We start from the raw sequence: 21072 nt of genomic DNA, 5'->3' as shown, positions 1-21072 counted from the left end.
CTCACCACATAGGACACGGTCTTATGGCGGCCTTCAGGTCCCCGCCGGCGGGCACGTAGGCGTAGCCCTGGTAGACCGTCGTCATGTCGACGGTGTCCTTGCCGATGAAGAGGTCCGGAGAGGCCCTTTCCCACACCGAGCAGGCGTAGACGGAGGTCGCCCCGGCGACCTTCTCGCATGCATTGGGCTCCCTGGTAAGGGAAGCGGGCAGTCCGTCGGCCGCCGCTACCGGCCCGTCGAGCGGCTTCGTGGAGAACGCGTAGATCATCGTGCCGCGCGTGACACCGAACCCCACCCCGTTCTGCCACAAGGTACCGGGCATCATGACTTCGTCCCCGGGATGGCCGGTGATGGGAGCGGCGTCAACGGCTACTGCCGGGCCCGCCATGACACCGAGACCGGCCGCGACAGCGGACGCCGCGGCGGCTATGGAGACTGCTCTGCGCAGAGTCCTCTTCAACTGGTCCTGACTTTCGAGTGAGAGACGTCCGCAGACAGCGGAGAGTCCCGTTGTAGGCGCGGGGCCCGGCCAGAGCCAGCCACACGGCGCCTGGATCCCAGGGCATGAAACTGCCAATCGCCACCCAACCCCGTTACACGCCGCAGATGTGATGGTGGAAAGGAGGCGGCTAGCCGAGAGAACCCCGAACTTTGCTGCGTCCTCGTTCCCTGCCCAGGAGATCATCAGCTGCCGATGAGCAGAGTGCAAACCTTCTGAGCAAATTGTTTCACCGCCGCCGCCGCGACCAACCAAGCTGAACTCCGCAGGACGCCTACTGAATGGAGATAATTGGATCTGAGGCTCTCTATCGGCGCGATTGCCCCAGTGCTGTGCAGAAGTCCACCAACCGGATGCGGCAGCACGGTCGGACCGCCGGCGCCAGGTGGTGGCCCAGCGGGTCGGCTACTGGGCGGCATCGCGGTCGACCGACACCGTGCAGGCCGCCACCCACCTTGAGCTCGACGAGGACGCGGTACGCAAGCTGATGGCTCGCTTCGGACGGTGGAGCCCGTACCGATGAGCACGCTGGTCCGGGCGAAGGAAGCGGCTTCCGAGGACGCGCTGTTCATGCTGATCGACGACCTCAACGACTCGGACAACACCTTCGTCGTCATCCAGCCCGAGCACGACCTGGTGTGGTTCACCTCCGTCGCGTCCTGGACGAAGGGGGTTACGAGGTCGTCCGCTCGATCAGAGTCCGGGGGACGCCGGCCCGTCAAGGGCGATGGTCGCATGAACCTGCGTCTGTGCCTGTCACCGCGGCATACCCACACCAGCCCCAACCGGAACAGCCCTACTAGGGTGTGCGCATTCACAAGGGGAGGGAATCGATGCAGGTCACATATGTCAGAACGTTGGCGTACGTGGCGGTGTGGGGGGCGCTCGCGGTCGCTGCGGTCAGTTTCGGTCCGGGGGTGTTGGCGGGCTTGAGCCCCGACGTCGCGCCCGCACCCGCACCACAGGCATACGCGGACACCACGGAACTGCCTGAGGTGCTGTCGTCGGACGGCACGAAGATCGTGGTGGGGGACCCGAAGGCAAAGACGGTCGTCCGGTTCTATGAGGACCCGCGTTGCCCGGTCCTCGCGGACTTCGAGTCGACCGGGGCCAAAGCAATCCGCGCTCAGACCATCCAGGGGCGGACGCGGACGGAGTATGTACTTGCTTCGTTCAAGGACGGCAGCCTTGGTGGTGACGGCTCTAAACGCGCGGTCAATGCCCTACGTGCGGCTCTCGATGCGCAGAAGTTCACCGAGTTCCACGCCGTGCTGATGGAGAACCAGGCAGAGGCGGAGGCGTCCGGCGGCTACTCCACGCAGCGCCTGCTGAGCCTTGCGGACAAGGTACCGGGATTGCGGAGCGAGGCCTTCGACACCGCGGTGTCCACGATGAAATACAGCGATTTTGTGACCGCGTCGCTGACGGCGTACCGGCAGACCGGGGAGGATCCGATTGGACCAGGCACCCCCTCCGTCACCATCAACACCACGATGCTCACCGGTGAACTCTACGATGATCTGTTCGATGAGAACGCCCTGACGGGTGTGCTGATTGCGGTCGAAAGGACCCCCGAGGTCTTGGGGAATCGCCGGGGCTATGGAAGGAGCCCCGCCGATCGTCAGGTCGGCGGGGCGAGCGCGGACGAGAGTCGCACCTGATGTTCGAGGGGCCAGCATGTCGGCGCCCAACGCACCGCGCACCCCACGTTGTCGGGACTCCCCGGCCTGCCAGGTCTACGGCGGGGCGATGCCCAGTTGGGTACCGCCCCGCCGCCCGCATCTCTGGCCGGAGGTCAGTGGACGCTGCGCAGATGGTTGTCGGCTCGCTCGCCTTCTTGCGGGCCTTCTCCTCCTGGTAAAGGGGGCCAGGCGCCGTTCGTGCTCCTCCTCGAAGTGGCCGACATCGAGCCGGTCTTCCGGAGCAAGAGCTGCCAGGGCCGCGCGCCGGTCCTGTGGGGTGAGGTGGCGGGCGAGCATAGGGCGGATCCGGAGTTTCCCGCGGCCGATGACATATACCAGGCGGGCTGCCACGAGATAGGGCATCGCCCGGCTGACGACCCCGCCCCGCTGTCCGCGCTCCGGGCCGTGGCCGCCCTGGAACGCACCCGACAGACAGCCAGGACCGCCGCTTACAACGCCAGGGACGACGAGCTCACCGCTGAAGCGATCGGAACTGGGCTTGGCCTTTCCCCGCACAAGGCCGACTCGCGCCTGACCCACTACGCGCTCCGCCACTGACCGCTCCGTATTGCAAGCGGACTGACAGCAGTTCCGGACTACTGTCGGCCAGCCTGGTCGCCACGCTGAGCTGAGCCCGGCTCCTCGCCTCTCGGGATGGCCCGCGGGCTTCAACTTGGCCCACTCGCCCCTGGCGAAACAATCCCCGGCGATGCCCTGGTGAAGGCCCGGATGCAGCTGAAGAACGATACCCCTCTCCGGCATTGCGGAGGTGACGTAGCCGTCATCTGGTGTGCGAAGGCCCCCGCCTTGCCGGTATCGCAGGGCGGGGGCCATTCTGCTCACTTTTCCGGAAGGCAACGGGTGCCGGGAGGTGCGCAGGCGTTCAGCGGCGGGGGGTGTTCCTCACAGGGCGCCTGAGGAGGTCACGCAGTCGCCAGATGAGGCGCTGACGCAGCGGAGTGCCGCTGGAGTACGTGACACGGCCGGTGTGCTCGGCGTCGACGTCGGCCGTAGTGCCGGAATCGAGCCGCTGGCCTTCACGCGGGTAGCGCGGGTGAGGTTGCCCGGTCATGGTGCCTCCCTAGGGGGCGGAGGTTCCGCAGTTCTTCCGCAGCTGGTTGTCGGAACGGGTCTTGGGGCCCCATCCGATGCCGCTGGCGTAGCCCTGCATTACAGGGTAGTAGTCGTAGGTTCCTCCGCCGTCGTTGCAGTCGACGGACCAGCCGTAATCGATGAAGTTGCTGGTCGTGGTCGAGGTTCCCGTCCAGGAGTTGTATCCGCGCGGTCCGCTCCAGGAGCTGCGCCACATCTGGGTCTGGAGCTTTTGCGAGCCGTAGGAGCCGGAGCACGCGTGGGAGGTTTCCCACTGGAAGTAGGCGCTGGACCCTGCACCATAGAAGCCGACGTCCGAGATGTACACCGAGCAGATGGCCGCGGCGGCAGCGCTGGAAGCGGCCTCTGCCGGCTTGGCGTCGCCGGCCGTGTAGGTGTAGGAGAAGGCCTGCCCGTCGGCGGTCTTGCCCCACTCGCCGATGATGGTGCCCTTGACCACCTTGTGGCCGTCGACCGTCACGAAGGCGGTGGGTTCAGGGCGCGGGGCAGCGGAGGAAGCCGGGGCCGCGACGGCCGCCGTGGTGGCGAGCGCCAGGGTGGTGAGGAACACGGAGACGGGTCGGAGTCTTGCGGAACGCACGATGGAGATCCCTTTCCGTTCTGACGTCCGGTCAGTTGATCCGGACAGCAGGTGCGAGCCTCACGGGTCGAACAAGAGTTCGGCATCGCTTTGTTGCGTGCGCATCGATATCGGGACGCCTTTGAAGGCTCTCCATGGTCGAGCGCTGGCGCGCTGGTTGTCCCCACGCTCCTGGTCCGCCACGGGGTAGCCCGCCTCCAGGGGGCAGAGCGCTCTCTGTGGCACGGCCCGAAGACGGCCGGAATCCACCCGAGCCGCCCTGCCCGTCTCGAAGGTGCCGGCGGCTGGAAGGCTCGCTTGCCATCAGCGATCGGACGCCCACATCTCGCCCTGCTGTCAGAGGCACCCCGCCCGACCCTCCGCCGACTCTCCCTGCCGGTCGCTACCTGCTGCGCTAGCGCGCTAGCCGCACCAGTGTTGCGATGCACCAACACGTTAGTTACGATGTATAACGTAAGTGTTCGTCAATAACGGTAAGGGTTTTCCGTTCTTCCTGTCCTGAAAGGACTCCGTCATGGCTGCAGCACAGGGTTCGCTCCACACCGTTCTGGGATCCGGTCCCGCCGGCACCTCCGTCGCCCTGGAGCTGGTGCGACGCGGGCATGCGGTACGCCTAGTGGACCGCTCCGGCTCGGGTGAGCCGCTGGACGGCGTTGAGCGAGTCGCGGGCGACGTCGCCACGCTGGAGGGGGCGCTCGCCGCGATCGAGGGCGCGGACGTCGTCTACCACTGCGTCAACGTCGCCTACCACCTCCAGGTCGACGTGATGCCCGGCATCCAGGAAGCCGTCCTGGGCGCGGTGAAGCGCACCGGCGCCCGCCTGGTTGTGCTGGACACGTTGTACCCGTACGGCGAGACCCATGGCGAGGTCATGACCGAGGACACTCCGTGGCGGGCGACCACCGCCAAGGGCAAGATGCGCGCCGCCCTGGACGAGAACTACCTCGCCGCCCACAGGGAAGGCCGCGCGAAGGTGGCTCTCGGCCGCTCGGCGGACTTCGTCGGGCCCCGCGTGCTGAACTCCACGATGGGCGGAACCGTGTTCCCCGCCGCGCTCATGGGCGGCGAGGTACTGGCGCTGGGCGACATCGACCTCAAGCACAGCTACACCAACATCCTCGACGTCGCCCGCGGCCTGGCCACGCTTGGCGAGAACCCGCAGGGCGACGGCCGGGTCTGGCACCTGCCCACCGCCCCGGCCCGCACCACCCGGGAGATCTTCGGCCTCCTGGGCGACCTGGTCGGCCACTCCCCGGAGACCGTCACCATGGACGAGCCGCGTCCCTTCGGGCCGTTCGACGAGACGTTCATGAACTCCTACGCCGAGCTCTTCTACCAGCACACCGAACCGCAGATCATGGACTCCACCGCCTTCCAGCAGAAGTTCGGCGTCGAGCCCACCGCGATCGAAGCCACCCTGGAGGAAACCCTGGAGTGGTACCGCGGCTTCCTCGCCGCCCAGTCGCGCGGCTGACCCGCATCTATGCAGGTCAAAGCAAGGTGCGGCTCCTTCCTGGCAAAGGCCGGGGAGGAGTCGCACCTATAGCAGAAGCGATAGGGTGAAGCGTTCGCGAGAGGTGAATTGGTCCGGTAGGACCACACCCGGCAACCGTCCCCGCAGCGCCGGGGAGATCGGTAAGAGGTGCGGAAATGGCGGCGCGCGTGAGCAGTCCGCGTGAGCGGTACCGGGAGCAGACCCGCTCCGAGATTAAGGCGGCGGCGGTCCGTCAGCTCGCCGCCGGCGGTGTCGAGAGCGTGGCGCTGCTGAGGATCGCCAAGGAGATCGGCATGTCCGGTCCGGCGCTCTACCGCTATTTCGCCAGCCGCGACGACCTCCTGTCGGAGATGGTGCTGGACGCCTACCGGGGCGCGGCCGAGGTGATGCACGCGGTGGACGCCGGCGGGTCGAGTCGCACCGCGCTCCATGCTCTGACCAGCGCCTACCGTGCATGGGCGATGGCGCAGCCCCACCTGTACCTGCTCATCCAGGGCACCCCCGTGGCGGGCTTCACCGCACCGGCGGAGACCTTGCTGCAGGCGCGTGCCGTCCTCGGACCGTTCCTGTCCGTCTTCGCCCGGGGACGCCCGCAGCCCGCAGTGGACCCGCTGCTGGACGGGCCGCGGGCCTGGCTGTCCGGGGAAGCGGAGGTAGCGGCCTGGGTCGGACAATGGACGGACCTGTCCGCCGACGCCCCCGCAGCGGCCGTCGCACTGACCGGGGCGGTCATGGCCTGGACGCAGATGCACGGGACGGTGAGTCTGGAAGTCTCGGGCCAGTTCACGGGCATGGGCCACGACCCGGCCCTCCTCCTCGACGTACAGACCACACTCCTCGCCGACGCCTTCCAGCTCCGCTGAAGCGGGCAGCTCACTCGGCCGGGTGGCCGGTTTCACCGCAGACACCTCACGACGCTAGGCGTCAAGTTGACGAGGGTTCCCGATGGCGACGCCGTGGGGGCGGGTTCGACTGGGGGCTCGTAGGACGGTTCAATGCCCGGGTGGTGAACTGGGCACAGATGTACGACTGGCAATCTGACGTGGACCGAGTCCCCGAGCTCCTGGACCGCGTGGAGTGCGAGGGCGGAGACGAGGCCTGGCTGGAGCTGGGATACCGGTTGATCCTGGAGCACGACCTGGTGTCTCCCGCCGGCTTCGCTGCCTGCCCCGTCTTGTGCACCTCGCCTCGGGGAGCATGGAGGCGCGACACCTGGCCGGAGAAATCATGGAGCGCGCGGCAGGACACCACGGCTGTGACGAGCTCCTGGCCGACAGCGCCGATGCGATCGCCGAGTTCGGCATCCTCCTGGACCAGCACCTGCAGTCCCGGCCGGCCGACTGCCTGGTGACCTTCCGCGCACTCCTCGCGGTCGAGAAGCAGTACCACTGGGCCAACGTCCTGGAGGATTTCACGGATGACTTCTACGACCTATCGTGCCCTCACTGCGCGACGCAGGTGACGATCGCAATCGGGGACTACGGGCGCTACTCGGCGATCCGCGATTGGAACCTGGGCGACGTGGACCGGCGCGACCTCCGGCCGGCGCCCGACGAGGAGCTCTCGGGTGTCGGCCAGTGGATGCGCGAGGTGGCTTTCCGGGATGGGGAATTCGGACTTGCCGAGGGAATTGCCCACCTTTTCGGCAAGGCAGAGTGCCCGAGATGTGCCAGCGTCTTCACCGTCTCGGATGAGTACGAGGCGGCCAACTGCCCGGCCCTGCGGTAGCCCCGCACGGCACTGGCGCTTGGCCCTTCTGGGCCGGCGGAAACAGTCTTGCCCTGCCTCACGCAGCCTGCGAGATCTGGGTGACCGAGGCCGGAAAGCCGCGGCTTCATCGAACTGTTTGTGGTGCTGGAGGCAGTGGTAGAGCTGTCCGATCAGACTGTTGAAGACGTTGCGCGGGGCGGGGGCGTGCCAGTCTCCGCGTTCGTCACGGCGCTGCCGGTATCGGGCCATGGCCCCAGGTGAGGCTCGTAAGGCTGAGAAGGCCCACAGGTAGCCGGCGTGGTTGAGCCGGTCGTTCTTGATGCGGCGGCGGGAGATGCTCGACTTCTTGCCGGAAGCCCGGGTGATGGGCGAGGACCCCGCGTACGCCTTGAGGCCGCGGGCGTCGGCGAATCTGTCTCGGTCGTCGCCGAGCTCGGCCAGCACGCGGGCTCCGAGCTGAGGTCCCAGTCCGGGGAAGCTCGGGATGATCTGCGCGTCCTCGTGTTGCAGGAAGGCGTCTTCCGCGGCCTGGGCGAGGTCGTTCACGGCGGTGCACGCGGCTTCGAGCTGGGCGAGCAGCGCGAGCATCTGCTGGCCCAGGGCCTTCTCTACGAGAGTAGGTTGGTGGGCCCATTCGGCTCGGAAGATCTCCCGGAGCCTTTCAGTCTCGGCCTCGATTCCGCGCTGGCGGCCGGCACGTCGGAGTGCTGCAGCGATCTGGGGGCGGGTCAGGCGGGCGGCGTCGGTGGGGGTCGGAGCTGCCCTGAACAGGGCGAGCGCTTCGGGCCGGCAGAGGACGTTCTTCCAGTGCGCGACGGCGGTCCGGGCCGCGGGGTAGTACTCGCGGAGCAAGGAGCGGAGCTGGTTGCCGACCTGTCGGCGGTTCCAAGTGGCGGGGGGCCGGGTCTGTCTCGGGTGTGAAGGGATCCTCGCGAACCGAGGCAACATCGGCGCCTGCACGGTCTGCGGATCCATCAGACCGCGACCGAGCCGGAACACCTGCGCGGCCTGCCGTCGCCGGCAGACCATGGCGACGCGCACCTGTTCTGCCTGCGGTAAACCGGCCGAACTGGACCCCTGCTCGAACTGCCGCCCCCAGCCGGCGACCGCATGCGCGTTCTGCCACACCACCGCGCCCGTGACCGCACGCTGGCCGCTCGGCCCGGTCTGCACCTCCTGCTACCGGACCGCCCGCAGCCACCCCATGCCTTGCCCGGGGTGCGAGCGGACCCGGGTACTGATTGGCGATGTCGACCAGCGTCAGGTCTGCGGGCCGTGCGCCGACGTCCCCGACCCCTACGCCTGCGAACGATGCGCCGGACCGCGCTCCTACAAGGTCGGCCGACTCTGCGACCGCTGCGCCGTCGCCGACCACCTGGAGGACTTGTTTACCGGCCTGCCCGAAGGGGTGGGTACCGGGTCGCTCACAGCGATGCGGACGGCGCTGGCTCAGGCCCCCGATTCGGGAACGGTCCTGAACTGGCTGCGCGGTTCCCGCTCCGCTCGTCTTCTCCGCGACCTCATGACCACCGGTCGCCCGCTTTCCCACACTGACCTCGGCGCCACGATCGCCGGCCGATCCACGGCGATGACCGCCGAGTATCTGCGCGGCCTGCTGACTGCCTACCAGGTCCTGGAGCCCCGGGACGAACTCGCGGTGCGGATCGTCCGCCCTCTGGAACGGACGGTGGCCCGGCACCCTGAGCATGGCGTGCTGCTCCGCGGTTACGTCCGCTGGTCCCTGCTGCCCCGCGCCAAACGCCACCAGGCCGCCCGGGTCGGCGGGGTCAAGCACCGACTCCGCTGGGCCTACACCCGCATCAACCTCGCCGCCGAACTCCTCACCACGACCGCCGACCACGGCTTGACCATCGCCACCCTCGACCAAGGCCGTCTCGACGCCTGGCTCGCGGCCAACCCAGGCACCCGCTACGAAGTCCGCGACTTCGTCGTCTGGGCCCACCGCCGCCACCACGCCCGCGGCCGCCTCGTACCGCACCGCCCGAAGGCCGACCCGGTCGGTATGGACGAGGACTCCCACTGGGACCTCTTCCACCAGTGCCTCACCGACACCCGCCTTGACCTCGACGTCCGGGCCGCGGGCGCGATCCTCCTGCTGTTCGGCCAGCACCTCACCCGGATCGCAGCACTGCCCGCCACCGCCCTGACCACTCATGACGGGACGACGTTCCTTACCCTGGGCAGGACCCCGATCCCGCTGCCCATCCCCCTCGCCGACCTCCTCAACACTCTCGCCGACCGCCCCGCTCCCCAGGGCTGGGCCGCGAACACCAGCGCTGGCTGGCTGTTCCCCGGTCACCAGCGTGCTCGGAGGACTGCCCGATCGGGCCTGGTGGGTGTAGAAGGCAGTGCCAGACTCCGGCGTGTTCAGCACCATTCGAGTTCCTCCCTCACTGAAGAGGGTGCCGTTGAGGAAAACAGGTCGTTCAAATGGAAAACTCTATCGAAGCGCCCCTCGGGTCGGACTCGGAAGAGGAAGCAAAAATCGAGTCAGATTTCAATGCAGCGCTGCTCCGGTGTGATCCGACACAGATGGCAAATTTGTGGAACTACGGCCACGTTCAGGACATGCTCAGCAATGGAGATCTCGACCTCGTCGAGGCGTTTCGGACGCATTGCGAGCGCGTCGCGTTCCACACCTGCAAGGATTCCGGCCGGCCAAAGCCCAGGAAGCTCGACCCTAATGATGAGCTGTCCGTGGAAGCTGACCAGATACTCCAGGAAAGGGGATTCGAAGTCTTCAACGAGTTCAAACTCGTCGTGGAGTTTCACCGTACCGGATCGCAACCGAGGCCCCAGGACGTCTTCGGTGTCACGAGGTCGTGGGATCAGGAGCCTCCGGAGCACGGAAGGTCTGTTCCCGAGAGTGGATGGCAGTCCAAGAGGGTGTCCCAGCCGAGTGCCAGGCAGGCGCCCCAGAGCCCCGACAGCTGCGAGCGACTCTATTCTTCGAAGAGCGTGAAAATGCTAAAGAAGCATTCGGGTCGGCATTCCGCAGAGCTGGACAAGCACCCCGCACTGGCGGACGAGTTCAAGGGCTTTCTCTTCGGCTTTAAGATCGATGTGGTGAAGAAATATCTGCCGCAGCTCGTCAAGATGTACGATAAGGACGACGACTTCCGCAACGAAGTTGCGGTCTCCTATATCCGGGAGGAATTCAAGCGGATTGGGCGAGGCAGGATTTTCGACGCAGCTTACGAGGAATTCGTCAAAGGTTTCGCCATTACGTGCCAGGTCATGGATGAAGGGCGGGACAACGACCGACATCAGGCACAAAACATGAACAGTATTCGCGTTGCCCAGGCACAGAAAGGCGTGGAGACGCACGGGCCACGGGCCAGCCTGTACGACCGTCGCCTGGTACTCCTTGACCAGCTCTGTGACCTGCCGGTCGAAGTTGTTGGCCCCCTAGCCGATCTGACATCTCAGGACGTGGTCCTTTTCTGCGACCTGATCAAGAGCAAGGCTTCCTTCGACCTGGTGAACCGGGCAGTCACGGCGAACGTCCACCTGAAGCAAGGGGTGGAGCGGACGACCGCAGTGATGGATCTACTGAAGGATCGACGGCGCGGAGCGGCCGCCGGTGTCTCTCGCGAGGAGTTCTCGACGGTCCTCACAATCCTCGGCAGCAACCACCTTCTCGGCATCCTCACCCGCCTTCACAGCAAGGGCCTCAACGAGAGAAACCGCAAGAACCTTCCGCGGGCACTCTCCGGGAAGTTGTGACGGGGGTGGCTGCGGGCATGAGGGCGGCCGCCTTGATCATGACGTGGTGTGACGCAACATCAGAACGAGACGGCCGCTTCGGCCATCGTAGACCGCGGAGTCCATGAGACCGCGTTCGGGGACCTGTTGGCCTCGTTGGCCGGCTGCTTCGCCCGCTCGGAGACCCGGGAGACGTTTGCCCGGATGACGCGGGGCATGCTGATGGAGCTCGAGGACCACCGTCGGGCACTGCCTGATCGACCGGCGCCTGTACTTCACCAAGGAGTGGGCCGCAGATGAGGAACGCCGCGAGCTGACCGGCGTCCCGGTCGGGCTGCGCTTCGCGACCAAGCCGCAGCTCGCGGCGGACATGCTCCGCGCTGCCGGCCAGGGGATACCCGCCTCGTTCTTCCTGGGGGACGAGGTCTATGGAGGACGGGAACTACGTGGTGTCTGCCGTGAGCTGGGCCTGGGCTACGTCGTGGCCGTGCGCTCGAACCACCAGGTCACCACCCCGGACGGGAGCTGAACGCGGCCAGGGCCGCCGCCCGGCTGCCGAAGCGGGCCTGGCACCGGATGCAGACCGGCACGTGCCAGAAGGGGACACGCGACTACGACTGGGCGATGATCGAGGTCACCGCCGACGACACCCCTGACGGACACGGCCGCGACGCGGGTACGTCCGTCCTGCTGGTCCGCCGCCACCGACACACCCGCACCGTATCCTACTACCGCTGCTTCGCCCCCGGACCGGTGACCCTGACCCGCCTGGTGTCACTGCCGTGCCGAAGATGGCGGGTGGAAGACGACTTCCAGAAAGCGAAAGAGACCTGCCACCTCGACAAGGGCCAGGTCACCTGCTGGAACTCCTGGCACCGCTGGAGCGTGATCACCCTGGTCGCATACGCGTTCCTGGCCACCGCCGCAGCCCTCGAACGCACAGCACAGACCGCCCGGGACCCCGACGAGACCGGCCTCGTCCCCCTCAGCAGCCACGAACTCCTCCGCCTGCTCAGAACCTTGATCCTGCCACCGCCGCGACGAGACCGCGAGCACCTGCTGTGGTGGTCCACCTGGCGCCGCCGTCATCAACACCACGCCCGCCTCCGCCACCGCCGATGGCACGCCTACGCCGACACCACACCATGATCAGAACCACGCCAGCGGCTATCTACAGCTGCCGTGTCTACGAGACAGCCGGTCGCGCGGAGGAGGTCCTCGGGGTGAACATCGAGGAGCTGGACTTCGCCGGGCGTCGTTGCCCGGTCAAGGCCAAGGGCGCGAAATCCAAGTCCCGCCGCCGGGGCCAGGCCGGCGCGGACCACGTGTTGGAGACCATGTGTTGGAGACCGTCTACTGGGATGCCGGCACCGCCCGACTGCTGCCCCGGCTTCTCAAGGGCCGCACCCGCGGACCGGTGTTCGTCACCCACCGCCGCCCGGGGCCGGGCAAGGTCGTCAGCGCCCGCGATGTCTGCCCGGACACCGGGCGGGCCCGGCTGTCGTACGGGCAGGCCCGTGCGCTGCTCGACGAACACACAGCCGTACGCGGGATCGGGACGGGCTGGGACCTGCAGGAATACCGCCCTCCTCCCGGACTCACCTGGGTGAACAAGGCGCATCCCTGCTGATGCTGATGGCCAAGTCACGGCACAAGAAGCCGGAGAACGTCCGGCGCTACTTCAAACCGTCTCCTGAGGCCATCGCCGAGCTCACCAGTCTCCTGGCACCGGGTGATACCCGGCGCTGAGGACGGCGACGGGCAGTGCTGTTGCTGGTCAAGGACCAGACGGTTGGTCGTGCCGCGAGCCGGCAGATCTCCTGGTGGACGGCCGCGATGCGTCGGTCCACATGGCCGGCAGGGATGTCTACGGCTTGGGGGAGGAGAATACGCGCGAAACGGGCCACTTGGCTACGCTGTGTCAAATTTGGTGCTGGCGGCTGGGTGCCGCTTCGCCTTCCGCGTCGACCTGCGGTGGGCTGGGGGAGAAGGTTAAAATGGGTGCCTTGCTGCCTCGAAACCTTGAGTGGTCGCGGAATCGACGGACTGACAGATTTCACTCGGACTGGCACCATTTGGGATGGTGATTCTCGTGCAAGTTTCGTCACTGCGTGGCGGATTGATGACCGTTGCGATCTCCGCTGCTTTCGTCGCTCCGGCCGGATCTGCATTCGCCGATACGCCGGGTCCCGGATTGGTCACCGGAACGTATCAGATCGTGGATTCTACAGGGAGCCGGACGATTCTGGGCTTGACCTACTCCACCTCCGCGGGAGGTCAGACATGGGACAGCAGCCCAAATAAAGTGCCGCTGTCCGATAACGGAGACCCCGGGAAACCTGCGGAAGTCGTTTCCGTTTGGACGGACGTGGATCAAGCTCCGGCGACCGTTACCGCACAGAACTCGGACGGAATCTCTTGCACCATCAAATTGAATCCGCAGGACACCGGAACCGCAGACGCTAAATGTGAGCAGGCCGTACCCCAGGTCACCGCTGCCAACGGGGTCACCGTCATCGAGATCCAGGGATCTCCATAAGTTCCCTCATGTCGGGGTTCTGGGGTGGGAACGCAGTAAAAGGCAGGTCATCACCATCCTCCGCAGCTGCTGAGGGGAGCCGTCGCCTGGATGCGGGAGCACAGGGCCGCGGTAGGTGAGAACCGGAAGTCTGACATCCCCAAGGCATTTGGCGCCCTGAGCTGTGCCCCTTTTTCGCCGTCTTTCCCCTGCGGGGTCATGGTGTCGTGGTGGTCGACGAGCGCCAAGCGGTGGTTGTACTGGATCACGTCATAGGTGCCGCGGCCGGTGACGACAGTTTCCGGGCGGGTGGGGGTGGCTTTGAAGAAGTCGACGGTGTAATGCGGAGGTGCGGTGGCGACGTAGGCCTGGCCCTGGGGGAAGGTGTAGATGCCGAGGGGCGTCTGGGCGGAGGGAGACAGGCCGCTGGGGTACTCATCAGGCTGTGGGTAGGCGGTCGAGTACAGGGGTACGGCTGCTGGGCCTGTTCTGGGGCGGATGACGCGTGCGTGGGGTGCCGGTTTGGTGTGGTGACCGTGGGGGTTGTGGAACCAGGCCTTCCTGCCGGTGTACCAGATCGCCGTCCATTCGCCCTTCTGGTCTGCGACGATGAACTGCTGGCCTGCGACGACGGTGCTGCCCCAGTCGTCGATCCTGTCGCTCCCCGGCGTCCCGTCGGAGTGGATCGCGGGATCGGCGAACAGGGGCGCGTCGTGGTGTGGTGCGGTGCGTACGAAGAGGAAGTTCGAGGGCTGGGTCTGCGTGGTGCATCCGGTTCCTGCGCCGCCGCCGGCCGTGGAGCGGCCCGCGCCACCGGCCGAAGGCATGGTGCTGCACACCTGGACGGTCTGAAGGTTGTGGCGGAAGCCCGGTGCGATGGTCACCGCCTGGCCGGGGCGACCTGTGCCATGGCGGTGCCCGCCGCCCTCGTGCCCGCCCTCTTTGCCGTGTGAGGCGAGCAGGATCATGAACTTCTTCCAGTCCCAATAGGGTCCGGGGTCCCAGTGGGCTCCGGGGATACCCGCCGCTGTAGCGGTGAGGACGCTGTCGTGGCCGATGATGTGCTGCCGGTCGAGCGGCACATCGAACTTCGCCGCCAGATAGCGCACGAGCTTGGCTGTGGATTCGTAGGTGGCGGGGGTGAACCAGGTGGCGCCCTGCGCGGCGAAGCCTTCGTGCTCGATGCCGACGGCGTGCATGTTGACCCAGTAGTTGCCCGCGTGGAAGGCGATGTCCTTGTTCGGCACCATCTGCGTGGTCTGGCTGCCGTCGGACTTCATGACGTAGTGGGCGGACACCCCGCTGGAGGGATTCTGGAACGTACTGATTCCCGCTTGGTAGCTGCCCTCGATATCGTGGATGACGATGGTGTCGATCTTGATTTTGTTTCCGGGCCGTGAGGCGACCTGGTAGTTGTTCGCAGCGGCCGGAACGAACCGGCAGATCAGGGACTTCGGGCATTCGGCCTGCGCGGGCAGCGGGACCCCTCGGCGCAGGCGCAGCTTCGGCAGCTGGTCCCTGTCGGGCGTGACCGCGGGGTCGGCGGTCAGAACGATGTGCTGGCCGTCCTTGCGGGTGTGCTCCAGCCCGGTGCGGATGGAGGTGTAGACGGCGTCGGCGTAGGCAGCCGCGTTGGCCTGGTCGCCGGCCTGGCTGTAGCGGGCGACCGCCGCGTACCACCGGCCGGGCTCCTTGGCGCGTGTTCCCGATACTTCCTTCTGGTAGGAGGCCAGGAGGGCCGCGCCCGCCCGGATGTTCTCCTTCTCATCCGTCCGCAGCTTGTCGGGGCGCACATGGATCAGTTCCGCCGCGACGTTCAACGTGTGCTCGGAGGGGTCCTTGGTACCCGTCGAGTCGACGGGCCCCTCACCGGCACGGTTGGCGTAGGCCTTGCCCGCCGTCGTGTCGGTCAGGTGCATCGGGCCGTAGCCGCCCAGCGTGCTGGGCCGGCCCCCGTTCCCCTCCCACCAGGAAGCCTGGTAGCTGACGCCGAGCAGCACCTCCTCCGGCACCTGGAACTCTCTGGCGGCATCCGCCACGACCTGCTGGAAATCCGCCACCTCGCCCGGCGCCGCCTGCGCACTGCCGGACGCACCGGCCAGCAGGATCGCGACACCGGCGTTCACGCTGACCAGGACGCGAAGAGATCTGTATGTGGCCACGAACCGGGTCTCCCTCAGTGACGGCGGGGAACTGCCTCACCGCCACCCTCGTCCAGCCATTCCCGGGCGGCATTCCCTCTGTAGGCCCTTTGGCCCCACAGAGGCGCCTGGGGAACCTCACCAATCAGCCGATGCCGCCTCCAGCCAACGGCCGGCCGCCCCGTATGACTTTCCCCTGGACGCGCCCCTTCCGTGCCGGGCAGCCTCATTCCTGGCCGCGCGGAGCAACAAGGCGTTATGGGTTGGCGGAAACGCTGCCACGCTCTCCACGCCTCTGACTAGCACTAACGTGCTGAGCGAGTAGGCGGCCACGCCGCTACTCGTCCTTGGGGGCGTTCTTGTCTCGCAGGGACCGCATTCCTCCAAGCAGGTCAGGGAGCTGGAAGGAGTACCGGCCGAGCATGTTGATGTGGTGGCGGACGAATGGAGAGAGGCGGGCGACGTCCTTATCGCGTACGTCGAATCCGTCTGCCCGCAGCTGAGTGACAGCGGCATCCATGTACCGGGTGTTGAACAGCACCAGGGCATTCAGCACGAGGCCGAGGGCGCCGATCTGGTCTGCCATGCCGTCCTGGTAGCGCTGGTAGAGCTGCCCGGCCTTGCCGTGGAAGATCTTCCGGGCGAGCGCGTGACGGCCTTCCTGGAGGTTGGCCTGCACCTTGATCTTGCGGCGGTAGGCGGGTTCGTCGGCCAGGCGCAGGATGTGCAGGGTCTTGGCGATCCGACCGTAGTGCGCGACCGCGTCCCCCAGCTGGGTCGGGCGCCCGTCGCGGGACAGCATCCGGATCACGTCGTGGGCGCGGACGGCTCCGGTGCGAATGGAGCCGATGATCCGCAGGATGTCCTCCCAGTGCCGCTCAGGTCCGGCCGCTCAACCTTCGGTGACATCGCTCAGTCTTCGATGAGACAGCACAGTGACTTAGCGCGCTACTTGGCCTGCTTGGCCAAGTAGGACGCTCAGTGTGCTGCGACGCGTCGGCCGGTCCGGGGACTCGGCCGTAGCAGCCGTCTCAGTCGTCTGCAGCTACGAGGAGGGTGAGGGTTCCGAGGCGGCGGTCGATCAGCACGAGTTCATGGAACTCGATGTGGATGGGGCCGTAGTCGTGGTGTGCATCCTCGGGGAGGGCTCCGAGTGCGTATCGACTCGTCGCTTGGCCGATTGGGGCGTAGACCGCCTCTTGTAGCCTCGCGTCCAGGTCAGGGGGAAGCGGGACGCCACTGGTGGCCCATATGCGGATCGTGCCGGCCGCCCTCGTCTCGTCGACGGCCGTGTATGTGTTGGGAGCGATCCGATCGGACCGCCACTGGCCGTGGCGCGGTTCGAGCCAGACGCCGGCTCCCGTCGTAGGTGTCCCGGAACTCGGGGTGGGCGATCAAGGCGGCCAGAAGGTCCTGGTCGGCCGGTGAAGCGGGTGGCAGGTGGAAGCGCTTGATGTGGACCCACCGGTAGCCGTGGCCCAGCCCGTCGGGGAAGTCGAAGTGCCTGAAGTTGATGAAGGGGCTGTCCCAGAAAGCGAGCGCATGGTCCATACGGACAGGATCACTCCGTAGCCCAGATGGCCAAAATCGCAGATGAGACGCACCGTGGCTGCCATTCGAGCGCCCGCCGCGTAGCCCAGCTGGGCCACCTAGAAGGTTCTGACCGCGCTTCCGTGACGTGTACGCCAGGGACGGCTGCGCCCAGGTTCTCGCCACGGCAGAGAGCACACGTGCCCACCCGTACGAGCCGGCCACCGCATGGAACCGTGAGCTGTGGCAGGACCAGCCGCAGGCACCTGAAGTCCGCCTTGCCGCCGCTATCGGCTGGCTCTGTCTTACCGACGAACCCGTCCCCGATGCCCTGCACGCCGCCGTCGAAGCCCTCGCCACCGAAGAACGCGCCCGTGCCATGGACGCCCTGCCCTGGATGGCCGCCGCTGGACGCGGCGTGCCGGGGCTCCTGGACTGCGTCCGCCGCATGCTCCATCCCGAAGCACCCGAACCGTCCGATGACCCCTGGGCCTGACTGCCCTGAGCGACGAATGGCCAGCCATCGACCACGTCGCCTCCACCTGCTCCTGTTCTGTGCATCGGAGTTGTCCTTTGGGGCTTCCGAGCGTGTCTGAAAGATCGTGTAAGTCCGTGATGTGGAAGCCTGGCCCGGGGCTCGGCCTCGGGCCTGTGGGCCGGGCGGATCGGACGAGTCATGGCAGACAAAAACGAAGCGGCCGCGTCCGTGGCCAGCGACAATACGGTCGACGAGGTGGTCGAGCGGCTGCTCGACAAAGCTGACGCCTCCGGGGCGGCCCTTCTCGGTGAGGGCGGGCTCGTGACCGAGATCACCAAGGCCGTCCTGGAGCGGGCTCTGGAAGCCGAGATGAGTGAACACCTCGGCTACGAGCGCGGAGATTCCGGAGGTCACGGGTCTGGGAACTCCCGCAACGGAACCTCGCCCAAGACGGTCCTGACCGATGCCGGAGCGGTCACTTTGGCGGTGCCGCGTGACCGAAACGGCGACTTCGAACCGAGGCTGGTCCCGAAGAACGCCCGCCGTCTCGCTGGGTTCAACGACCGGATCCTCTCGCTCTACGCTCGCGGGATGAGCGTGCGTGACATCCGCTCCCACCTCGCCCAGATCTACGGGATCGAGGTCAGCCCGGACCTGATCAGCAAGGTCACCGACGCGGTGATTGACGAGCTCGTGACCTGGCAGAACCGGCCTCTGGACGCGGGGCGGTTTCCATCGGTGGTCGCGACTCCTGAAAGGAGCCGGTCCTATGCAGAGGCATCCGCCGAACCGTTTGCCGCTGTCTGTGCCGAAGAGGTACTTCGAACTGCGTAGAGGTGGCCTGAAAGGGGTCGCGGCTCTGCTCGAGTGGCGTGACTGGATAGAGGATCTGGCAGAGCGCTTCTCTGTCTTGTCGCCGCCGTCGCAGTCAGAGGTGTCCTCGTCCCCGTGGACCCCTGGCTTTGGGAGCGGGCATGCACGCGCCTGGTGACTGTGGTGGCCGACGGTCGCAGGCCGAGAGCGGCTGGTACACGCACTCCAAGCAAGTCCTCGGCTGGTTCCTCGCCTACAACGGCATCGAGGAGGAGCGCGCCCGGGAGATCGTGGAAAGCGCGATCGGCGGCCGGTTCGGCAGCTGGACTTCACCGGACGTCGTGGTGGTCGACACAGTGAGTTCGCGGTTTGCCCGAACCCTGGACGGAAACCCGTGACGTCCGCATCTGACCAGCAGCAGGATGCTCTCGCCGGCTGGCTGCGCATTCGCACGCAGATCACGTGGCCGCGCTGGAGCGCCACTCGCCCCGACGCGGAGGCAGCGGCGCGCAATGGCTTCCGGGACTTCTTCACCACGACACGCGGCAGCCGCGATGCTGGAGGGACCGAGCGGGTCCTGACAGCCCTCGATCTGGCCCTCGCCGACGCGGAACAGGGAGAGCGGCTGAGCTTCGCCCTTTATCAAGCCGTGGCCTTCCTCCAAGTGGCCCTGATCAGCACCATCTGGCGATGCCCCGCGTGCCACCGCTTCCGCGAAGACGCACTCGGTCAAGGACCATGACTGAGCTCTGTTCCAGGGGATTGACAGTCCCTGCCTGCCCTCTTGTCCGAACGGCTGTCGCGCCCCGGGGGACCCCGTGCGACTTTGCTACGGCAGGGCGAAAGGCGACGGCCTCGATACGGCGAGAGCATGCGGCTGATCAAGAAACACCTGCCACAGGCCCGCACGTCGCGCAGCAGCGCGCTTCGAGAGGTTGACATGGAAATCGACCCGACACATAGCCCGAGTGAAGGCGGACGGGGCATGAAGCGCCGCCTCGAAGGCGACGACACGACCTCCGACGAGGCGAAGCGGCCGGCTCCAACGCCGACCACATACGTCGCGCCCGCGTTCTCCCCCAAGGGGACGGCTGGCTCCTCCGGCAGGGTGATCTACGTGCTTTCGCACGGCACTTCCTACGTTGAGGGAGAGGTGAAGATCCCCGAGGGCGTCGAGGTCAACCTCCACACGGACGTCGACTCCTACACCCTGCGTTCCGTCGGCCTCGCCGTCCTGAATGCGGGATCGAGCATCGGAAGCCACAGTCAGTACCGCGGGTCCATGAAGCGCGACATCCACCTGACCAAGTGGAGCGACTTCGAGCTGATCCAGCACCTGGCGTCCCTTTCCGCGGCCACGGACGGAGTCGTCTACGTCGTCGGTGCGGACGTGCACGAGGTCCTCCGCAAGGCGAGTGTGAAAAATCCGGTCGCGAAGGAGATCAAGTCACTGCCCGACTCGATCGGACTCGCCAAGGTCTTCGCCCTGCTGGCCGGCGACATCGCAGGCGGCGCGAAGATCCACTTCGTCGCGTGCCGACCCGAAGTAGGGCGGTTCCGGGACCTCCCCACGACGGTCTCCCTCGGACACGAGCAGACCCCTGCCAATGAGAAGGCCACGCTGGGCAACGTGAGGGACCTCAAGTACGCCCCCGATGACCAGCGGTACATCGTGCTGCTGGCGCGCAGATACCACAAGATGCGCACCATGGGGGTCGACTACGCCACCTTCCTCTCCGAGTACGAAGCCCTCCCCCAGGCCACCAGGGCGGCCCTAGCGGGCATAGGGCTCACCGCGGCGTACGAATGGAAGGACGCGAGCCTCCCCGAGAAGGAATGGCCCAAGAAGGACGAACCCGCGGCGTTCAAGTACGGTCCGTTGTGGGGGAGGCTCGGGCACCCCCCGACCACCTTGACCGAGGCCTGGCTCGTAAACGGCTGGCGCAACCTCTTCTGGAAGTACATGCACGGTCCCCAACAGATCGACGGTGTCAGCCATTGCCGGCTGATGCTGTGGATCGCCGTCAAGAAGCATTTCAACCCGACGGTGTTCCCGACTGACACGGGGCTGACGCTTTCTGCTCCTGAAGTCCTCGACAGCCACATCCTGGACATGTTGACGGGCCAAGGAGAGAGCACGGGCATGTACCCGGGCATCGACCACACAGCACTCGAGGATTCCATCGGGCGGGTCGGCAGGTTCTCTGCAGCGGCCTCCCTCCCTGAGGGCTCCCGGGAGCGGGGAATCTCCATGAAGTCCTTCGACCAGGACGACCTGGACCTGCTCGCGCAGTGCGGCGGGGACATCACAGCCACGTACCACGAAGCGCAGGTCAGGAACGTCATGACCCTACGTCAGCTTGAGGTGGTCGTCGACGGGTACATGCACGAATGGTGGGAGCACTTCCGCATATTCATCTACGGCCGCTGGGCGAAGGAGGGAATCACGCCCGCCTAACCTCAAGATGTCAATCCCCTGGAACAGAGCTCGGTCATGGTCCTTGACCCGAGAAGCTGAACCGTTCCGTGTTTGGTAGAGACTTCAGATTGTGGTTGTGACCTGGGGTTTTGTGGTTGCGCGACAGTAGTTGTTCTCGTATTCGACGGGTGGGACGTGGCCTATCTCACCATGGAGTCGCCGATGGTTGTACCAGTCGGTGTACTCGGCGGTGGCGAGCTCGACGTCGGACAGTGTTTTCCAGGGCCGTCGGGGCTTGATCAGCTCGGTCTTGAACAGGCCGATCGCGCTCTCCATCAGGGCATGGACCTTGACCCCAGGTTTTGGAC

General features: G+C 66.5%; 19 protein-coding genes and 3 pseudogenes. 15 read left to right on the top strand and 7 right to left on the bottom strand.

The window, feature by feature from the left end:
- Position 1: 1 nt before the first annotated feature.
- The gene (locus OG435_RS32970) at positions 2 to 325 is read right to left on the bottom strand and encodes a hypothetical protein (protein ID WP_266882469.1); all 324 of its coding nucleotides are present in this window, start codon (positions 323 to 325) and stop codon (positions 2 to 4) included.
- Positions 326 to 1332: 1007 nt separating this feature from the next.
- On the opposite strand from OG435_RS32970, the gene OG435_RS32965 reads away from it, so the two are divergent.
- Both OG435_RS32965 and OG435_RS32960 read left to right on the top strand, forming a co-directional pair.
- The gene (locus tag OG435_RS32965) at positions 1333 to 2160 is read left to right on the top strand and encodes a DsbA family protein (protein ID WP_266882467.1); all 828 of its coding nucleotides are present in this window, start codon (positions 1333 to 1335) and stop codon (positions 2158 to 2160) included.
- Positions 2161 to 2379: 219 nt separating this feature from the next.
- Entirely contained in the window at positions 2380 to 2739 is a 360-nt protein-coding gene (locus tag OG435_RS32960) for a hypothetical protein (RefSeq protein ID WP_266882465.1), read from the top strand.
- A gap of 523 nt (positions 2740 to 3262) precedes the next feature.
- Here OG435_RS32960 and OG435_RS32955 read toward each other — a convergent pair.
- On the bottom strand, positions 3263 to 3874 hold the full coding sequence (locus OG435_RS32955; RefSeq protein ID WP_266882463.1) for a hypothetical protein: 612 nt from the start codon (positions 3872 to 3874) through the stop codon (positions 3263 to 3265).
- A 514-nt stretch (positions 3875 to 4388) separates the two neighbouring features.
- On the opposite strand from OG435_RS32955, the gene OG435_RS32950 reads away from it, so the two are divergent.
- The 3 genes from OG435_RS32950 (at position 4389) to OG435_RS32940 (ending at position 7097) form a co-directional block, all read left to right on the top strand.
- Positions 4389 to 5348, top strand: a complete 960-nt coding sequence (locus OG435_RS32950; RefSeq protein WP_266882461.1) for an NAD-dependent epimerase/dehydratase family protein — start codon at positions 4389 to 4391, stop codon at positions 5346 to 5348.
- A 176-nt stretch (positions 5349 to 5524) separates the two neighbouring features.
- Positions 5525 to 6232 carry a TetR/AcrR family transcriptional regulator gene (locus OG435_RS32945; RefSeq protein ID WP_266882459.1) on the top strand — a complete coding sequence of 236 codons (708 nt, stop codon included), beginning with the start codon at positions 5525 to 5527 and terminating at the stop codon, positions 6230 to 6232.
- A gap of 364 nt (positions 6233 to 6596) precedes the next feature.
- Positions 6597 to 7097: a hypothetical protein gene (locus OG435_RS32940; RefSeq protein WP_266886586.1), complete on the top strand. Its 501-nt coding sequence runs from the start codon at positions 6597 to 6599 to the stop codon at positions 7095 to 7097.
- A gap of 87 nt (positions 7098 to 7184) precedes the next feature.
- Here OG435_RS32940 and OG435_RS32935 read toward each other — a convergent pair.
- Positions 7185 to 7973 (bottom strand): annotated as a pseudogene (locus OG435_RS32935) (IS110 family transposase); the annotation flags it as partial.
- A gap of 1557 nt (positions 7974 to 9530) precedes the next feature.
- Between OG435_RS32935 and OG435_RS32930 the strand changes: the two are divergent.
- The 5 genes and pseudogenes from OG435_RS32930 to OG435_RS32910 all read left to right on the top strand — a co-directional run bounded on the left by OG435_RS32930 (position 9531) and on the right by OG435_RS32910 (position 13344).
- Positions 9531 to 10826 (top strand): hypothetical protein, encoded by a 1296-nt coding sequence (locus tag OG435_RS32930; RefSeq protein ID WP_266882457.1) that lies wholly within the window; start codon positions 9531 to 9533, stop codon positions 10824 to 10826.
- Positions 10827 to 11058: 232 nt separating this feature from the next.
- Positions 11059 to 11334: a transposase gene (locus OG435_RS32925; protein ID WP_323188019.1), complete on the top strand. Its 276-nt coding sequence runs from the start codon at positions 11059 to 11061 to the stop codon at positions 11332 to 11334.
- 47 nt (positions 11335 to 11381) lie between these two features.
- A complete protein-coding gene (locus tag OG435_RS32920) occupies positions 11382 to 11954 on the top strand; it encodes a hypothetical protein (RefSeq protein ID WP_266882455.1) in 573 nt (190 codons plus the stop codon).
- Between the two features lie 38 nt (positions 11955 to 11992).
- Positions 11993 to 12554, top strand: a pseudogene (locus tag OG435_RS32915) (site-specific integrase); the annotation flags it as partial.
- A gap of 331 nt (positions 12555 to 12885) precedes the next feature.
- On the top strand, positions 12886 to 13344 hold the full coding sequence (locus tag OG435_RS32910) for a hypothetical protein (RefSeq protein ID WP_266882453.1): 459 nt from the start codon (positions 12886 to 12888) through the stop codon (positions 13342 to 13344).
- A 50-nt stretch (positions 13345 to 13394) separates the two neighbouring features.
- Here the strand turns inward: OG435_RS32910 and OG435_RS32905 are convergent, their stop codons facing one another.
- The 3 genes and pseudogenes from OG435_RS32905 to OG435_RS32895 all read right to left on the bottom strand — a co-directional run bounded on the left by OG435_RS32905 (position 13395) and on the right by OG435_RS32895 (position 17015).
- Positions 13395 to 15485: a peptidoglycan recognition protein family protein gene (locus OG435_RS32905; RefSeq protein WP_266882451.1), complete on the bottom strand. Its 2091-nt coding sequence runs from the start codon at positions 15483 to 15485 to the stop codon at positions 13395 to 13397.
- A gap of 316 nt (positions 15486 to 15801) precedes the next feature.
- A pseudogene (locus OG435_RS32900) lies at positions 15802 to 16344 on the bottom strand (Tn3 family transposase); the annotation flags it as partial.
- A gap of 338 nt (positions 16345 to 16682) precedes the next feature.
- On the bottom strand, positions 16683 to 17015 hold the full coding sequence (locus OG435_RS32895; protein ID WP_266882449.1) for a hypothetical protein: 333 nt from the start codon (positions 17013 to 17015) through the stop codon (positions 16683 to 16685).
- A gap of 127 nt (positions 17016 to 17142) precedes the next feature.
- Between OG435_RS32895 and OG435_RS32890 the strand changes: the two genes are divergently transcribed.
- The 5 genes from OG435_RS32890 (at position 17143) to OG435_RS32870 (ending at position 20743) form a co-directional block, all read left to right on the top strand.
- Entirely contained in the window at positions 17143 to 17490 is a 348-nt protein-coding gene (locus OG435_RS32890; RefSeq protein ID WP_266882447.1) for a hypothetical protein, read from the top strand.
- A gap of 180 nt (positions 17491 to 17670) precedes the next feature.
- Entirely contained in the window at positions 17671 to 18306 is a 636-nt protein-coding gene (locus OG435_RS32885) for a transposase (RefSeq protein WP_266882446.1), read from the top strand.
- Positions 18307 to 18446: 140 nt separating this feature from the next.
- Positions 18447 to 18683, top strand: coding sequence for a hypothetical protein (locus OG435_RS32880; RefSeq protein WP_266882444.1), 237 nt, complete (start codon positions 18447 to 18449; stop codon positions 18681 to 18683).
- The gene (locus OG435_RS32875; protein WP_266882443.1) at positions 18680 to 19027 is read left to right on the top strand and encodes a hypothetical protein; all 348 of its coding nucleotides are present in this window, start codon (positions 18680 to 18682) and stop codon (positions 19025 to 19027) included. The genes OG435_RS32880 and OG435_RS32875 overlap by 4 nt, the downstream gene beginning before the upstream one ends.
- Before the next feature lie 243 nt (positions 19028 to 19270).
- Positions 19271 to 20743 (top strand): hypothetical protein, encoded by a 1473-nt coding sequence (locus tag OG435_RS32870; protein WP_266882442.1) that lies wholly within the window; start codon positions 19271 to 19273, stop codon positions 20741 to 20743.
- A gap of 84 nt (positions 20744 to 20827) precedes the next feature.
- On the opposite strand, the gene OG435_RS32865 is transcribed toward OG435_RS32870, so the two are convergent.
- A complete protein-coding gene (locus OG435_RS32865) occupies positions 20828 to 21040 on the bottom strand; it encodes an IS3 family transposase (RefSeq protein WP_430625791.1) in 213 nt (70 codons plus the stop codon).
- Positions 21041 to 21072: the final 32 nt, after the last annotated feature.

The sequence above is a fragment of the Streptomyces sp. NBC_01264 genome (assembly GCF_026340675.1).
Classification (GTDB): Bacteria; Actinomycetota; Actinomycetes; order Streptomycetales; family Streptomycetaceae; genus Streptomyces.
This window is presented reverse-complemented; position numbering and strand designations above follow the sequence as displayed.

What these genes read in the sequence shown, in the direction of transcription:
- OG435_RS32970 (WP_266882469.1), bottom strand. Translation starts at nt 325, where the DNA reads ATGATGCCCGGTACCTTGTGGCAGAACGGGGTGGGGTTCGGTGTCACG.
- OG435_RS32965 (WP_266882467.1), top strand. Translation starts at nt 1,333, where the DNA reads ATGCAGGTCACATATGTCAGAACGTTGGCGTACGTGGCGGTGTGGGGG.
- OG435_RS32950 (WP_266882461.1), top strand. Translation starts at nt 4,389, where the DNA reads ATGGCTGCAGCACAGGGTTCGCTCCACACCGTTCTGGGATCCGGTCCC.
- OG435_RS32945 (WP_266882459.1), top strand. Translation starts at nt 5,525, where the DNA reads ATGGCGGCGCGCGTGAGCAGTCCGCGTGAGCGGTACCGGGAGCAGACC.
- OG435_RS32940 (WP_266886586.1), top strand. Translation starts at nt 6,597, where the DNA reads ATGGAGCGCGCGGCAGGACACCACGGCTGTGACGAGCTCCTGGCCGAC.
- OG435_RS32930 (WP_266882457.1), top strand. Translation starts at nt 9,531, where the DNA reads ATGGAAAACTCTATCGAAGCGCCCCTCGGGTCGGACTCGGAAGAGGAA.
- OG435_RS32920 (WP_266882455.1), top strand. Translation starts at nt 11,382, where the DNA reads ATGCAGACCGGCACGTGCCAGAAGGGGACACGCGACTACGACTGGGCG.
- OG435_RS32910 (WP_266882453.1), top strand. Translation starts at nt 12,886, where the DNA reads ATGGTGATTCTCGTGCAAGTTTCGTCACTGCGTGGCGGATTGATGACC.
- OG435_RS32895 (WP_266882449.1), bottom strand. Translation starts at nt 17,015, where the DNA reads ATGGACCATGCGCTCGCTTTCTGGGACAGCCCCTTCATCAACTTCAGG.
- OG435_RS32885 (WP_266882446.1), top strand. Translation starts at nt 17,671, where the DNA reads ATGGCAGACAAAAACGAAGCGGCCGCGTCCGTGGCCAGCGACAATACG.
- OG435_RS32880 (WP_266882444.1), top strand. Translation starts at nt 18,447, where the DNA reads ATGCACGCGCCTGGTGACTGTGGTGGCCGACGGTCGCAGGCCGAGAGC.
- OG435_RS32870 (WP_266882442.1), top strand. Translation starts at nt 19,271, where the DNA reads ATGAAGCGCCGCCTCGAAGGCGACGACACGACCTCCGACGAGGCGAAG.
- OG435_RS32865 (WP_430625791.1), bottom strand. Translation starts at nt 21,040, where the DNA reads ATGGAGAGCGCGATCGGCCTGTTCAAGACCGAGCTGATCAAGCCCCGA.